At 71.1% G+C, this 15201-nt stretch carries 10 protein-coding genes; 4 read left to right on the forward strand and 6 right to left on the reverse strand.

Annotation, left to right across the window (positions count from 1 at the left end; translation table 11 throughout):
• Positions 1 to 676 precede the first annotated feature (676 nt).
• Positions 677 to 1243 (forward strand): hypothetical protein, encoded by a 567-nt coding sequence (locus tag FNH04_RS25370; RefSeq protein ID WP_152788043.1) that lies wholly within the window; start codon positions 677 to 679, stop codon positions 1241 to 1243.
• Positions 1244 to 1370: 127 nt separating this feature from the next.
• Here the strand turns inward: FNH04_RS25370 and FNH04_RS25375 are convergent, their stop codons facing one another.
• Positions 1371 to 2090, reverse strand: coding sequence for a TetR/AcrR family transcriptional regulator (locus FNH04_RS25375; RefSeq protein WP_322723820.1), 720 nt, complete (start codon positions 2088 to 2090; stop codon positions 1371 to 1373).
• A 133-nt stretch (positions 2091 to 2223) separates the two neighbouring features.
• Between FNH04_RS25375 and FNH04_RS25380 the strand changes: the two genes are divergently transcribed.
• Positions 2224 to 3915, forward strand: coding sequence for a CocE/NonD family hydrolase (locus tag FNH04_RS25380; RefSeq protein ID WP_152788047.1), 1692 nt, complete (start codon positions 2224 to 2226; stop codon positions 3913 to 3915).
• On the opposite strand, the gene FNH04_RS25385 is transcribed toward FNH04_RS25380, so the two are convergent.
• Together FNH04_RS25385 and FNH04_RS25390 are read right to left on the reverse strand one after the other, a co-directional pair.
• A complete protein-coding gene (locus tag FNH04_RS25385; RefSeq protein ID WP_152788049.1) occupies positions 3896 to 5620 on the reverse strand; it encodes a DUF2264 domain-containing protein in 1725 nt (574 codons plus the stop codon). The two genes, FNH04_RS25380 and FNH04_RS25385, sit on opposite strands and share 20 nt — an antisense overlap.
• A gap of 105 nt (positions 5621 to 5725) precedes the next feature.
• Positions 5726 to 6769, reverse strand: coding sequence for a rhamnogalacturonan acetylesterase (locus tag FNH04_RS25390; RefSeq protein ID WP_152788051.1), 1044 nt, complete (start codon positions 6767 to 6769; stop codon positions 5726 to 5728).
• 192 nt (positions 6770 to 6961) lie between these two features.
• Between FNH04_RS25390 and FNH04_RS25395 the strand changes: the two genes are divergently transcribed.
• Positions 6962 to 8662 carry a rhamnogalacturonan lyase B N-terminal domain-containing protein gene (locus FNH04_RS25395; protein WP_152788052.1) on the forward strand — a complete coding sequence of 567 codons (1701 nt, stop codon included), beginning with the start codon at positions 6962 to 6964 and terminating at the stop codon, positions 8660 to 8662.
• Positions 8663 to 8677: 15 nt separating this feature from the next.
• On the opposite strand, the gene FNH04_RS25400 is transcribed toward FNH04_RS25395, so the two are convergent.
• Entirely contained in the window at positions 8678 to 10090 is a 1413-nt protein-coding gene (locus tag FNH04_RS25400; RefSeq protein WP_152788054.1) for an RICIN domain-containing protein, read from the reverse strand.
• Between the two features lies 1 nt (position 10091).
• A complete protein-coding gene (locus FNH04_RS25405; protein WP_152788056.1) occupies positions 10092 to 11192 on the reverse strand; it encodes a glycoside hydrolase family 43 protein in 1101 nt (366 codons plus the stop codon).
• Between the two features lie 248 nt (positions 11193 to 11440).
• On the opposite strand from FNH04_RS25405, the gene FNH04_RS25410 reads away from it, so the two are divergent.
• Positions 11441 to 13549, forward strand: a complete 2109-nt coding sequence (locus tag FNH04_RS25410) for an autotransporter (RefSeq protein ID WP_322723823.1) — start codon at positions 11441 to 11443, stop codon at positions 13547 to 13549.
• Between the two features lie 242 nt (positions 13550 to 13791).
• Here the strand turns inward: FNH04_RS25410 and FNH04_RS25415 are convergent, their stop codons facing one another.
• The gene (locus FNH04_RS25415; RefSeq protein WP_152788060.1) at positions 13792 to 15198 is read right to left on the reverse strand and encodes an amino acid permease; all 1407 of its coding nucleotides are present in this window, start codon (positions 15196 to 15198) and stop codon (positions 13792 to 13794) included.
• Positions 15199 to 15201 lie beyond the last annotated feature (3 nt).

Genomic DNA, 15201 nt, shown 5'->3' on the forward strand with positions numbered 1-15201 from the left:
GACCGCAGGAACGCCTGGGGGAAGTTGTCGATACCGGGTGGCACCGGGGTGGGTTCCGCCGCCACCGCCGTGACGGCCGTCGGTGCCGCCGCCGTCGCGGTCGGTGCTGCGGCGAAGGCCATGGCGGCGGCCACGGAGGTGGCCACGGCACCTGCGAGCCGGCGGAGATACCTGAGTCGGAGGGGCGTACGGGCAGGGATGACCGCGGAGCGGCGGGATCTCATCGAAGTCCCCTTCGGGGGTGATGACGGGCCGACGGCCGACGCACGCCCCCTCACGGTGCGTCACGGGCCGTGCCCGTCAGCGAAATCGGTCACCCGGGGAATCCCCGCCCGACCTGGGGCCTAGCCGAAAGGTCACTCGCGTCAGTTACTAAATGTGATTTTCCGAGTCACGCGTCGTGAGTACGGCGACTGCCCGGACGGCCGACCGCGCCGATGGAGAAGGGAGTTCGAGGAGGGGGTTCGCGAAGGGAGTTGGGGCGCGAGGCCTTACCCGTTCGAGGGAAAGACCGGCGGTCACCATAAGTAGTATTGACACTACTGAGAGCTACGACACACGGTGGTTGGCGTCCCGCTCGACGCCCGGCGGACATCGCACGGAGCACCGCGGCCCCCTCCCGCTTCCCGTGCTCTTGGCATGCCCGCCGGCCGCGGCCCTCCCGAAAGGAACACTAATGACGCCGTTCCCGTCGCTCGCCAAGAGGCTCAGCCTGGCCCTCGCCGCGGTCGGCATGGCCGCCGGGCTCGCCCTGGGCTCACCGGTCACCGCCCAGGCACAGCCGAACATCTCGGTCTCCTGCTCCGCCGCGGGACTGACCGAGTTCCACCCCGGTGTGCAACTCTGGCCCAGGCCGCAGCAGATCACCTACAAGGGCCAGCCGGACTCCTGCACGGACAACAGCGGCTTCGGCATCCGCGAGGCCAGGCTCACCGCGAGCCTGCAGAACGTGTGGCTCAGCTGTCTGGCCGGCGGCATGGGAACCGGCACCGGTACCGCCACCATCGAGTGGGCCTTCGACGACGGCACCAGGACCAGCAGCACGGTCGACGTCTCGCTCGACCACTCGATCCTGAACCACGGCTCGGTCTCCGGCCATGTACGGTCGGGTCTCTTCGCGGGCCAGGGCTTCAGCGGTGAGTTCAGCACCAGCCTGTGGGGCGGCGCGGGCGCCTGCACCATCGGCATCCCGGCGGGCGGTCTGACGGAGACCTCCTTCACCGGGCAGTTCAGCGTCCTCTGACCGTCCGGCACCGCCAGGCGGGCGTCGCGGGCCATCGCCCCTGCCCGCGACGCCCACGCCGGCACCCCACAGCACCCCTCCCGCGCCGACCGGACGGACGGGCCCCGTACCCCGGACGGTCACAGGATCAGTCGCTGCCCAGCCCGTCGATCAGGCGGTTGAGGAAGCGGGTGAACGTCGCTTCGGGGGACACCGGGCGGGCCGGCGCGGAGAGGACCTCGGCGAGTTCCGGATGGTGGCCGTCCGCGGCGACCGCGGCGAGGTAGCGGGCTTCGGCCGCGGCCCGGTCGGGGGACCGGGCGACCGCTGCCTGGGCGATCTCATGGGCGACGTGGCCGGCGACGAACGCGGTGAGCTGGGCGAAGGCCTCCAGTCTCGCCGCGCCGTCCAGACCGGTGGGCCGCAGGGCGGCGAGAGCGCGTTCCAGGAAGGCCAGGGTGTGGGGGCCGAGGCCGCGACGGGTGGACAGGGCGGCGGGCAGCCAGGGGTGGCGCAGCATCAGGTCGCGCTGGAGGTGGGCGACGGCCTTCACGTCGGCGCGCCAGTCGCCGGTGGGAGCGCCCGTCGCCGGGAGTTCCCCGCTGACGTGGTCGACCATCAGCTCCAGCAGCGTCTCCTTGTCGGGGGCGTAGCTGTAGAGCGACATGACTCCGGCTCCGACCTGAGCGGCGACCCGTCGCATGGTGACCGCTTCGATGCCCTCCGAGTCCGCCAGGGCGACGGCGGCCGCCGTGATCGCCTCGCGGCTGAAGGCGGGCCTGCGGCCCTTGCCGGACCGGCCGGTGTTCAGCCACAGCTGTTGAGGGTCGACGCCCGCGGCGCCGCCGGACCCGCCATCACGCGTCACGGTCTTCGTACTCCTTCTCCCGGCCATGTCCCGGCCTTCTTCCCGGCCGCCGACCGGCGGAGGCCGTTGTGGACGCCATCCAAGCATCCTCTATTCTCGTACACTGTACGTAAATCGAGGAGGGGAACCCGCCATGCCATCACGCACACCCGGCGCCCTGCCGAGGCCCGCCTGGACACCGCCCACCGGAAAGCCGCCGCTGTCCTCGCGGCTGCTGAGGGCGGCCTGGCGCGGTCTCCCGGCCAAGCGGTACGACGCCGGATGGGAGCCAGGGCTGGCCGTGCCCGCCGCCGACGGCAGCCCGCTGGTCACGGACCACTACTTCCCCCGCGCGGAGGGCGACTTCCCCACGCTCCTGGTGCGCTCGCCGTACGGCAGGGGGCTGCCCTGGTCCCCCATGTACGGCCTGCTCTTCGCGGAACAGGGCTTCCACGTGGTCCTGCAGAGCTGCCGCGGCACCGGCGGATCGGGCGGTGCGTTCGATCTGTGGCGCAACGAACCGGCCGACGGCCGGGCCACGGTGTCCTGGCTGCGCGAGCGGCCCTGGTTCAACGGCACCCTGGGGACGATCGGCCCCAGCTACCTGGGCTATGTGCAGTGGGCTCTCGCCCTGGATCCGCCGCCGGAGCTGAAGGCGATGGTGGTGCAGGTCGGGCTGCACGATCCGCACGCCCTGTTCCACTCCGGCGGTGCGCTCCTGCTGGAGAACGCGCTCGCCGTCGGCGTGGGGATGGCGTACCAGCACCGGGGCATCGTGCCGCTCGCGAGGGCGACGCTGCGTCTGCGGCGGCGGCTGCGCGACATCACCGGCGCGCGGCCGCTGCGCGACGCGTACCTGTCCGCCCTCGGAGACGAAGTGCCCTGGCTGGACGAGGTGCTGACGCACCCGGACCCCGACGACCCGTACTGGAGCGGCGCGTCCCTTGCCGGGGCGGCGGAGGGGCTGACCATACCCACCGCCCTGGTCACCGGATGGCACGACGTCCTGGCCGACCAGACCTTCGAGCAGTACCGCCGTCTGCGTCGGGCGGGATGCGAGACCGCCCTGCTCGCGGGCCCCTGGACGCACACCTCCGCGGTGCAGCAGGGCTGGCCCGAGGTGTTCGCCGAGAGTCTCGCCTGGCTGCGCGCGCACCTGTGCGCCGACCCCTCCGGGCTGCGCCCCACCCGGGTCCGCGTCCACATGGGCGGTGAGGACGCCTGGCGGGACCTCGACGACTGGCCGTTCTCCCCGGCCACCACGTCATGGAGTCCCGGCCCGGACGGCCATCTCGCCCGGCAGGCGTCCACGGGCTCCGCGCCACCGGCGTCCTTCCGCTACGACCCGGCCGACCCCACCCCGTCCGTCGGCGGCCCCCTGCTCTCCCGTACCGCCGGTCCCCGCGACAACGGCGCCCTGGAGGCCCGGGCGGACGTCGTGACCTTCACCAGCGCCCCGCTCGCCGAGCCCGTGGACGTCCTCGGCCCGGTCGCCGCCCGTCTGAGCGTCTCCACGGACACCGGACACGCCGATGTCTTCACCCGCCTGTGCGACGTGGACGCACGGGACCGCTCGACCAACGTCTGTGACGGGCTGGCCCGGGTGCGGACGACGGGGCGGGAACCCTCGGAGGTCACCGTGCCGATGGGCTCCACCGCCCACCGCTTCCCGGCCGGTCACCGCATCCGGTGGCAGATCAGCGGGGGCGCCCATCCGCGGTTCGACCGCAACCCGGGCACCGGGGAGTCCCCGGTGGACGCCGTCGGCCTCGCACCGACCCGCGTCACGCTCCACGCGGACTCCGCCCTGCTGCTTCCTCAGCAGGTCATCCGGCGGGCGGAGTGACGACATCGTCCTCCCCGAGCCGGAAGCGCACCGCCTCTCCCCCGGCCCACGCCACGACGACATCCCGCCCGCCGTCACCGTCCACCCCTACGGACACCAGCTCCGCCAGGGGAAGGGGCGCGCGGTCGGCGGTCAGCCGGGCGAGGGCCACGAACAGGGTCGCTTCCTCGCCCGTCTCGCCGGTCAGTCCTGGGGCGTCCGTGGCCGACAGGCCGTGGACCGGGACGAGTTCGGACCGTACGCCCTCCGTCTCCGGCCACCCCGTGACCCGCACCGGCGTCCCGGGCGCCGCGCCCGTCACCAGATGGGCGCGGACCTCGGCCGCGCCCCGGGCCACCACGAGGCTGGTGACCCGGACACCGTCGCCGGCCGTGTGCCGGGAGGCCACCCAGCCCGTGCCCGCGCCCACACCCACGCCCAGCGGTTCGATGTCCGTACGGCTCGGATCACCGCCGACGATCACGCTGTCGTCGTACGACTTGGCGGGTGCCGTGACCGTCGAGTACGCGAGCCGCGTGTAGTACGGGTCGTAGCGGACGTCCTCGCTGCCGTGGTTGTGGAGGCGCACCAGGCCGTCCGAACGGGTCGACTGGAGCAGCCAGTTGGGCGGGCCCACCGGCCGCAGCCCGTCGGCCCGTTCCACCGGGCCGGGTTCCTCGGGCGCCGTCCACACCTCGTGGTCCGGCGGCAGCAGCAGTCCGAGGAAGCCCTTGCTCGCCCAGTACGGGGAGGCCGGACCCGAATAGCCCTGGAGGACGGCCTGGTCGGGGCCGTGCCAGCCCAGGGTCAGCAGACCGCGGTCGTCCACGGCGCCCCGCTCCAGGAAGTACTTCAGCGCGCCCGAGGCCAGCCGCCGCGTCTCTCCCGGAGCCAGCGGCGTACGGCCGGTGAGGGCGCCCAGCCACAGCGGTGCCGTCGTCGCGAAGCGGTACGTCAGGGAGCGGCCCTGGTGCATCGGGGCACCGTCGCCGCCGAACAGGCGGGCGTAGTCGGCGAGATGGGCCTCCAGCCGGCCCCCGTACAGGTCCAGCAGCCGTTCGTCGTCCGCGAGCCAGGCGTGCAGCACCGGGTACAGGTGCATCGCCCAGCCGTTGTAGTAGTCGAACTTCCGGCCGTCGCCGTCCGTGTACCAGCCGTCGCCGAGGTACCACTGCTCGATGCGTTCCAGACCACGGTCGACCGCCCGGCGGGACGCGTCCGCCTCGTGGCCGATCTCCGCGAGGAAGCCGCCGACCGTGACCGGGAACAACTCCCAGTTGCAGGGCCAGGGTTCGGCCGTGAGCGCGTCACCGAGCCAGTCCGCCGCGCGCTGCCGCACGGCGTCGTCGAGGCGGTCCCACAGCAGGGGGCGGGTCAGGCGCAGGGCGAGGGCGATCGACGCGGCCTCCACCAGGGGCTGACCGCGGTCCTCGATGCGCGGCCAGACTCCCGACACCCCGGCCGCGAGGCCGTCCGCGTACCGCTGCAACGCCTTCTCGTCCCGGAGGAAGGCCGCCAGCAGGAGCGTGCGGGCGTAGCCCTCCAGGCCGTCGGAGAGCCGTCCGGACCAGCTCGTGCGGTCGCCGGGCAGGTGGTACAGGGCGCCGTCCTCGGTGGCGTACGGCGCGACCGCGGCGAGCAGCGAGTCGGCGGCCGCCTCCCAGTGGGCCCGGGTGTAGCCGGTGTACGGGCTGCGGGTGCGGTCCTGGAGCGGCTCGGCGGGCATGCGGGGCTTCCTGTCGTGCGTCGGTTCACGGTAGGGGACTTGTCGAGGTCCGGCGAAGCGCAAAGGCCTGGGGCGCCCCGGTTCCGGTCGGGACGCCCCAGGGGCTCATTCCACCCGCACCCTGCCCTCGGGTACCAGGTGCTGTGCGACCAATTCCTCGCGGACCAGATTCGCGTAGACCGTCGCGCCGTGGACAGAGGTGTGCGTGTTGTCGCGCTTCTCGTTGTACAAGTACAGCGACTTCGACGCCTCCACGCCCAGTGATTCGACAAGTGCCTTCGTTTTCGCCGTCAGATCGACCAGCGGAACGCCCTTGTCCGCCGCGACCGAACGGGTGACCGCCGGGTGGTCCACGCCGAGGCCGTTCACCAGCAGCGCGGTGTTGTTGTTCAGGGTGCCGTCCGCGTTGAACCAGCGGCGGACGATCGGGGTGAGAAGGACCGGCTTGCCGCCTCTCTCCCGTACACCCGCCACCAGGGCCTCCAGATTGGCGCGGTACGTCGTCTCGTCCGTCTGCTTGTCGTTGTGGGCGAGCTGGACGAGGACCAGGTCCCCGCGGCGGATCAGCGGCTGGACGGTGCCCCAGAGCCGGGAGTCGGCGAGGTAGGAGACCGTGCTCTCGCCCGAGTCGGCGTGGTTGGCGACGGACAGGCCCTTGCGGAAGTACTGCGGGAGCTGCTGGCCCCAGCCGGAGTACGGGTCGCCGGGCTGGTCGCAGACAGTGGAGTCGCCGACGAGGAAGATCTGGCGGGCCCGCCGGGCGGGGGTCACCCGGATGTCGGCGAGCGCGGGCGCCGAGCCGCCGAGCACGAGGTCGAGTCCGGGTGTGCCCTCGGCGCCGGTGGGTTCGCCCTCGGGGGTGCGGACGTTCACGGTGAAGCTGCGGACCACCCGCTCCCCGGCCGCGGTGGCCGTCTCCGGCAGCAGCGTGCGCCGGGTCTCGCCGCCGACACGGGTGCTCGCGGCCGTGTCGCCGCCGAGGAGGACCGTCACGTCGTACGTACCAGGTGCGACGTCGAAGTGGCACGCGGTCGTGGTGCAGTTCTCCTTGCCGAGAGCGGGGCTGCCCTGGTGCGCCTGCGCCGGTACGGCCGACAGGACGGTGCCCAGGGTCGCCGCCGTCAGCGCGGCGACGGTGAAACGTCTCATTGCGGCTCCTCACGGCAGACGACAAGACCCGGCGGCTGGACCGTACACGTTCTGACAAGCGCTTTCTAGAGGTCGGCAGTTTTTCACAAGATTGCCAACTTCCTGGGTGTGAAAGCCCTTTCGCGAAATCGATTCAACTGTCACCCTTCCGAATCACCCGCACTCCCCCCACACCTCCGGAAGGAGAACCCCATGTCCAGGAACCCCCACACCACCGGCTCCGCGTCCGACGGCAGACCCCTCGGCCGTCGCGGCTTCGTCCTCGGCGCCACGGCCACCGCCGCGGGCGCGGCCCTCGCCGGGCCCCTGTCCGGGACCGCGCGGGCCGCGGGCTTCGGCTACACGGACGACGGCTCGAACTACGTGATCGACACCGGCGCGAACCTGGTCTTCAAGGTCAGCAAGTCCAACGGCGACCTGACCTCGCTCGTCCACCGGGGCACGGAGTACCAGGGCTACGGCGGGATGAACTCGCACATCGAGTCCGGCCTCGGCTCCTCCACCGTGAGCATCAGGCAGTCCGGCTCGACGATCCTCGTCTCCGTCGCGTACGGCACCCTGAGGCACTACTACGCGGCCCGCAGCGGCGAGAACAACGTCTACCTGTGGACCAACAAGGCCGACACGTCCGTCTCCGCGACCCGCTACATCGTGCGCGTCAGGAAGGGCCTGTTCCTCAACGACGAGCCCGACTCCTACACGTACGCGCCGACGACCGTCGAGGCCTCGGACGTGTTCAGGAAGTCCGACGGCCAGACCCGCTCGAAGCACTACTCGAAGCTCCGGGTCATGGACTACGACTACGTCGGCTGGACGACCGGCGGCGTCGGTCTGTGGATCGTGCGCAGCAACCACGAGAAGGCGTCCGGCGGCCCGTTCTACCGCTCGCTGCTGCGGCACCAGAGCGCGGACGGCGGCGGTCTGTACGAGATCCTCTACTACGGCCAGAACCAGACCGAGGCCCAGCGCTTCGGCCTCCAGGGCCCGTACGTCATCGCCTTCACCGACGGCGGCGCGCCCTCCTCCTCGCTGTTCCCGGGCACCCTGACCACCCCGTGGGCGGACTCGCTCGGCATCTCCGGGTACGTCGGCGCGAGCGGCCGGGGCCGGGTCGCGGGTGTCGGGATCACCGGGCGCGACACGGCGTACCCGTACACGGTCGGGCTCGCCAACCCGGCGGCGCAGTACTGGGGTTCGGCGCGGGCGTCCGACGGCTGGTTCTCCATCTCCGGGATCCTTCCGGGGACGTACACGCTGACGGTCTTCAAGCGTGAACTCGCCGTGCACACCCAGTCGGTGACGGTCACCGCGGGCGGCACGACCACCCTCAACACGATCGCGATCCCGTCGTCGAACGACCCGGGCAACGCGAGCGCCATCTGGCGGATCGGCACCTGGGACGGCACACCGGGCGGGTTCAAGAACGCGGACCTGATGACGTACGCGCATCCGTCCGACGTACGGGCCGCGTCCTGGACCGGGAACGTGGTGATCGGCAACAACGAGACGGCGTCCTTCCCCTGCTACATCTGGAAGGACGTCAACAGCGGTCTGCTCGTGTACTTCAGGCTGACGGCGGCCCAGGCGGCGGCCGCGCACACCCTGCGGATCGGGGTGACGACGGCGTACGCGAACGGCCGGCCCCAGGTCACCGTCAACGACGTCTGGACGTCGGCCATCCCCTCGCCGCCCACCCAGCCGAACACCCGGTCGCTGACCAACGGTTCCTACCGCGGCAACAACCACACGTTCACGTACAACGTCCCGGCGTCCGCCTGGAAGACGGACACCAGCCAGTACAACGTGCTCAGGATCGACGTGGTGAGCGGGTCGGGGACGACCGGCTTCCTCAGTGCGGGGACGGCGATCGACGCGATCGACCTGCTGGCCTGAGCCGCGTCATCCGCGTCATGTCCCGCGCGTCCACTGCTGGTTCGTTCCTCCGTTGCAGGTGTACGTGATGATCGCGGCGGAGTCGGCGGTGGACGCGCCGTTCACGTCCAGGCACTCACCCGTCGCGCGGGACCTGACGTTCACGTACGAGCCGGTGGTGGTGAGCGACCACTGCTGGGCCGTCGCCGAGGAGTTGCAGGTCTCCTGGGTGACGGTGGTGGCGTTCTCCTGGACGCACAGGGAGCTGTGGCGGGCGACCAGCTGGTAGTAGCCGCTGCCGACGGACTTGAACCAGTACTTCTGGTTGTTGCCGCCGTTGCAGGTGTACTGCTTGATCTGGGCGCCCGCCCACTGCGACTGGCTGGTCACGTCGGCGCACTTGGAGGAGTGGCGGGCGATCAGCGTGTTGTACGTGGCGCTCGTGCCGCTGATGGTCCCGGTGGCCGTGTCGACGGTGACCTCCGGCGACCAGGACATGGACATCGTGGTCGAGGTCGGGAAGGTCAGCGGCAGCCAGACGTACCGGGAGTCGTTGACGGTCCCGCCGAAGGAGTTGCCCCAGCGGTCGCCCATGTAGAGGTACGAGGTGGTCGACGTGCCCTGCACCGGAAGGACGTACGCGGTCTGCGAGCCGAACGTCGTCGAGTCGCCGACGTTCGCCATGGCCGTCCACGGGCCCGCGATGTTGGTGGCGGTGGCGTACTGCTGCTGGTTGGGGCTCCAGCCGGTCGCGCCCGACGTCAGCATGAAGTAGACGCCGTTGCGCTTGAACAGCGCCGGGGCCTCGCGGTGCCCGCCGTGCCAGGGGTCGGCGACCAGGCTCGCGATGCCGGTGTAGTCGGCGGTGAGCCGGTAGATCTGCAGGTCGTAGTTCTCGCGGGCGGCGGAGATCATGTAGCCGGCGCCGTCGGTGTCCACGAAGACCGTGATGTCACGGGACATGTGCTGGCCGAGCGGGCGGAAGCTGCCCTGCCAGGTGTAGTTGCCGTCCACGGTGTCCGACACGGCGACGGCCGCGCGGGCCTCGCTGTAGTCGGTGCCGTTCTCCTTGTGCATCCACATCACGAACTTGCCGGTGGCCGCGTTGTACATGACCTTCGGTCGCTCGATGTTGGCGACGGCGAGCTCGGAGTGGGTGGACTGGGTCAGGACGTGGTTGCGGAACTCCCAGTTCTTCAGGTCGGTGGAGCGGTAGGCGGAGACGTACCGGAAGGTGTTGTCGGCGTTGCGGTTCTCGCCGAACCAGTAGTAGTACGAGCCGACCTTGATGACACCGCCGCCGTGGGCCTGCACGGGGTTGCCCGAGGTGTCGGTGAACTGCGTGCCGTTGGTGATGGTCTGCGGCGCCGCCTGGGCGGGGCCGGCCGTCGCGAGCGCCCCGATCAGCGCCAGACAGAGGGCGAGGAGGATCGCGTACGCACGTCTCATCTCAGATTCTCTCCTTCTGCGTGCCCACAGCGGGTGTGTCGGCGACGGGGATGCCGAAGTCCGGGGTGCCGTCCGCCTTCCAGCCGAGGCGCTGGATACGGGTGTGGCGGTTGGGGTCGTTCAGCGGGTCGCCGTTGATCTCCTTGTACTGGCGGGCGTGGTAGACGAGGACGTCGGTGCGGCCGTCCTCGGCGACCGTGAAGCAGTTGTGGCCCGGGCCGTACTGCTTGGTGGTGTCGTTGCTGGTGAACACCGGGGTCGGCGACTTCGACCAGTTGGCGGGGTTCATGAGGTCGGCGTCCGCGTCGACGGTGAGCAGGCCCATGCAGTAGTTGTGGTCGGTCGCGCTGGCCGAGTACGACATGAAGATGCGGCCGCCCCGCTTGATGAACGCCGCACCCTCGTTCACCTTGTAGCCGATGCACTCCCAGTCGAACTCGGGGGTGGTGAGCCGCACCTGAGGTCCTGTCAGGGTCAGCGGGTCGGCCATCCTCGACAGCCAGATCGCGGTGTTGTTGTTCATGCCGGGCTCGTGCTGCGCCCAGGCGAGGTAGCGGGTGCCGCGGTGGGTGAAGGTGGTGGCGTCCAGGGAGAAGGTCTCCCAGGCCGTCTTCAGCTGCCCGCGCTCGACCCAGGTGCCCTTGAAGGGGTCGGGGTGGGAGTTCTCCAGGACCCAGATGCGGATCGCCCAGATGTCCTCGGCGGGCGCGGAGGCGAAGTAGACGTACCACTTGCCGTCGATGTGGTGGATCTCCGGCGCCCAGATGTGCGCGCCCATGACACCGGTGGCGTGCTTGCGCCAGATGACGGCCTCGTCGGCGGTCGCGATACCGCGCAGGGTGCGGGACCGGCGCAGGATGATCCGGTCGTACTCCGGGGACGTGGCCGTGAAGTAGTAACGGCGGTCCGTGTGGCGGTGGATGTGCGGGTCGGCCCGGTTGCGGACCAGCGGGTTGACGTACGGGGCCGCCGCGCCCGGACCCGCCGGCGAACTCGCGGCGTGCGCGACACCCGGCAGGGCCGTGAGCGCGCCCGCGGCCAGGGCGCCCTTCAGCAGCAGTCGTCGGTCGGGGAGTTCGGACGCGCGGTCGTCTCGGCTCATGCGCACTGCCTCTCGCAGGGTGGGGGGACACACAGGACACACGGGATACACAGGACACACAGGGAACACAAAAGTAAACAGAAAAGTTCGACATATCGCTCAAACTTCTGTTATTCCGAACGTCGAAAAGGTAAGCGCTTGCTAACGGCCAGGTCAACGGGTCGGACGTGACGAGATGTTGTGGACATGCCCGTGTGGGACTCCGGGAAATTTCTGTTATCGGCCCGGGGCCCGTCCGTCTCCTTGTCGTGCGCAGCCTCACCCACAAGACAGCAGCGTCCGCCGGAGCTCTCGCCGCGGTCGCCGTCATGCTCGGCTCCCCCACCGCGTCCGCCGCCGGACCCCGCGACGTCACCGCCGACGTCCTCGCGGGCCGGAACGTCACGCTCGCAGGCGACACGGTGGTGACCGTGCCGTCCGGGACGACGACGTACAACGGCGTGTTCAGCGGCACCGGCACGCTCACCGTGCGCGGCACCGGCACGCTGATCCTCACCAAGGACAGCGACTTCACCCTGCCGAAGTCCCGGCAGCGGCAGGTGGTGAGGACACAGGGAGGCAACCACCCGTACGTCACCGTGAGCAACCCGGACCCGCCGGCCGTGACCGTGGCGAAGGGCGCCACCCTCCAGTACGGCAACGGTGGCTCCACCGGGCTGATCGGCCACTTCCCGTACAACACCCCGGCGTTCCGGCTCAACCAGGACAACATCCGGGTCGACGGCACCCTGCGGCTGTCCCTGAAGAACGTCGGCTACAACCTGGGCACCATCAGCGGCTCCGGCCTTGTCACCCAGCCGAGGTTCCTCTGGGGCACCTGGGACCTGTCGGGCACCCACCCCTTCTCCGGGGTGATCGACAACGGCACGCAGGTGAACGCGGGACGGCCGGAGTACGCGACCTCACTGCCGAACATGCGCAAGGTGCTCAACCAGGGCACCTGGACCGTGGACACCCCGCTGGGCCAGACCGTCACCCAGCGCATGGACTTCTACCAGCGCGAGTACGGCAGCGACATCAACGTCCAGTCGCGGCCGGGCAGCAAGGTGATCCTCACCGGCCAGTACAGCTGGTCGAACCAGGGCGGCGACACCAACCCCTCGCTCAGCGACCCGGCCCTGAACTGGACGCCCGCGCGGAAGAACGTCAACAAGCGCGGCACCAACATCAAGGGCGCGAACGTCCAGTGGGGCGACGGCACCACGAACAAGATCTTCATGCCGGGCACCGCCGAGACCGTCTACATCAACCTGCTGGCCGCCCGCTCCCGTTCACTGCTCACGTTCGACTACAACGGCCCGGTGACGCTGGGCGCCCCCATCGGCGGCGGCCGCTTCCACGACACCCTCTCCGCACCCGGCGCCGGGGACATCGTCATCAAGGGGACGAAGGGCAACGACGTCACCTTCGCCGCCGTCCAGTACTACAACGGCTCGACGACCGTCGAGAAGGGCGCCGTGCTCCGGCTGGGCAGCGGGAAGTCCGGTGGCGACGGCGGGCTCCACACCAAGGGCGACCTCTACAAGGTGGTCAACAACGGCTCGCTCGTGCTCAACAACAAGGGCAAGGCCCTGTCCCTGTCCCGGATCAGCGGCAGCGGGTCGCTCACCCAGGCGGGGGCCGCGACGGCGACCCTGACGGGGAGCGCGGTGACGTACACCGGGACGACGACCGTCAGGAAGGGCACCCTGGCGCTGCGCTCCGGGGCCACTCTCGCTCGCAGCAGGTCGATCAGGTTGACCGCGGCGGGGGCGAAGCTGGACGTGGGAGCGGCGGGCCTGCGGGTGACGAACGCGCTGTCCGGCAACGGCACGGTGGAGGGGTCGGTGACCAACGCGGGCGAGGTCACGGGCGGCATCACCGTGACGGGCGCCTACACGCAGAGCGCGAAGGGCGAACTGGTCCTCGGCGCCAAGCCGTTGAAGGTGTCGGGCAAGGTGAGGCTGGCCGGAGGGCTCGACCTCGCGGCGGCCGGCAGCGAGCCGCCCCGCAAGGTCACCGTGCTCGACCACAAGGGCGGCGCGAAGACGACGGGCACGTTCACCGGTCTCCGCGAGAAGGCGAAGGTGAAGCTCGCCGGGACGACGTACCGGATCAGCTACCGGGGTGGCGACGGCAACGACGTCGTCCTGACCGCCGTGACCGCCAGTGCCTCCCCGAAGGCCGGGGCCCGTACGGCGGCCTCCTCCTCCGGCGCGGGGGCGGACGACACCCGGAACGCGAGCGCCTCGGCCGACAGCGGGCTCGGCTGGTGGCCGTACGCGCTGGCCGTGGGCCTGCTGAGCGGGCTGGCCGTGCCGATGGCCCGGCGAGGGCGCGGCCGGCGCCGGGGCGGACGGCACGCAGCGCACCTGTGACCCCCCTGGTCCGCGCCGGCCGGCCGGTGGGTGGACGGGGGTCGTCACCGGCCGGCCGGCGCCTGCGGGACCAGGGCCCTTCTGACGGATCTCCGTGGGAGAAGGAGCGGCGTCCGGTGCGTTCTCCCGGCGTGCCGCGCGGAAGCCCTCGTACTGGGTGTACGTGGGCTTTCGCGCGGTGCGGCGAGAGGGCGTGCCGGGCGTCGCGACGCCGCGGAGATCCGCCAGAAGGGCCCTGGGGGCTACGGGGTGGTGTCGCCGTGTTCGTGGGCGGGCTCCCCGGCCCCCGCCCGGCGCCCCCGCAGCCAGACGTACACGGGGATGCCCGCGAACAGGAACAGCACGCCCTGGTAGACCGCCGCGTAGCCCGCGCCCGCGATCAGCCAGAAGGAGAAGGCGAAGGAGAGGGCCGCGACGGTCAGGTCCCGGACCAGACCGGCGGGGCGTACGCGCTCACGGGTACCGGCGGCGAGCCAGTACAGCTGGGCGGCGGCCGAGAGGAGGTACGGCACGCAGCCGGTGAACGTCGTGATGAGGACGAGCACACGGAACGCGGTGTCCGGGCCCTCCTTGTAGTTGAGGACGATGAGGATCGTGCCGAGGACCGCGCAGGACAGGACACCGAAGCCGGGCACACCGCCCTTGCCGAGCCGGGCGAAGGGGGCCGGGAAGAGCCCGTCGCGGGCGGCGGCGTACGGCATCTGCGCGGCGAGCAGGATCCAGCCGTTGAGGCAGCCCGTGATCGAGACGACGGCGACCAGCGCGATGGCGGTGCCGCCCCAGCCGCCACCGGTGATCGCGTTCACGGCGTCGGCGAAGGGCGCGCCGGAGTCGACGAGCTCGTCGTGCGGGACGAGACCGAACACGGCGACCGTGCCGAGGATGTAGACGAGCGCGGAGGCGAGCGTCCCGAGGACGGTGGCGCGGCCCACGGTGCGCTCGGGGTCGCGCACCTCGCCCGCGCTGATCGCGGCCGACTCGACGCCGAGGAAGCTGTAGAGGAGCAGTGCGGCGGAGGCGGCGACGGCGCCGGTCGCGCTCTGCCCCGAGGCGTTGAAGGGGCCGAAGTTGTCGGCGTCGACGAAGAAGAGACCGACCACGGCGACCAGGAGCAGCGGCACGAACTTCAGGATCGTGGAGACGATCTGCACCGCGCCGACCCAGCGGGTGCCCGCGAAGTTGGCGGCGGCGGGCAGCCAGAGGGCGGCCAGGGCGACGAGCGCTTCGAGGGTGTGGTCACCGCCCAGCGGTATCAGCACGTCGACGTAGCCGACGACCGCGACGGCGAGGGCGGCGATGCTGACCCAGCACATCGTCCAGTACGACCACGCCGACAGGAATCCCGAGAACTCGCCGAACGCGTCGCGCGGGTACACGTACAGCCCGCCGGTGACCGGGCTGCGGCGGGCCAGCCGCCCGAACAGCAGCGCGAGCAGTACCGCGGCGACGGACAGCACGACGAAGGCGAGCAGGCTGACCGTGCCGTACGGCGCGACGGTCGCGGGGAGGGCGAAGATGCCGCCGCCGATGATGTTGCCCATCACGAGGGCGGTGGCGGCGGCGAGGCCGAAGGTGCGGCGGGGGCGGGCCCCGGAGGCGGCCGGGACCGGTTCCGGGGTGGCGGCCTCTGGGGTGCTGGTGGTGCTCATGAC

Origin of the sequence: Streptomyces phyllanthi (assembly GCF_009377205.1) — a bacterium.
Classification (GTDB): Bacteria; Actinomycetota; Actinomycetes; order Streptomycetales; family Streptomycetaceae; genus Streptomyces; species Streptomyces phyllanthi.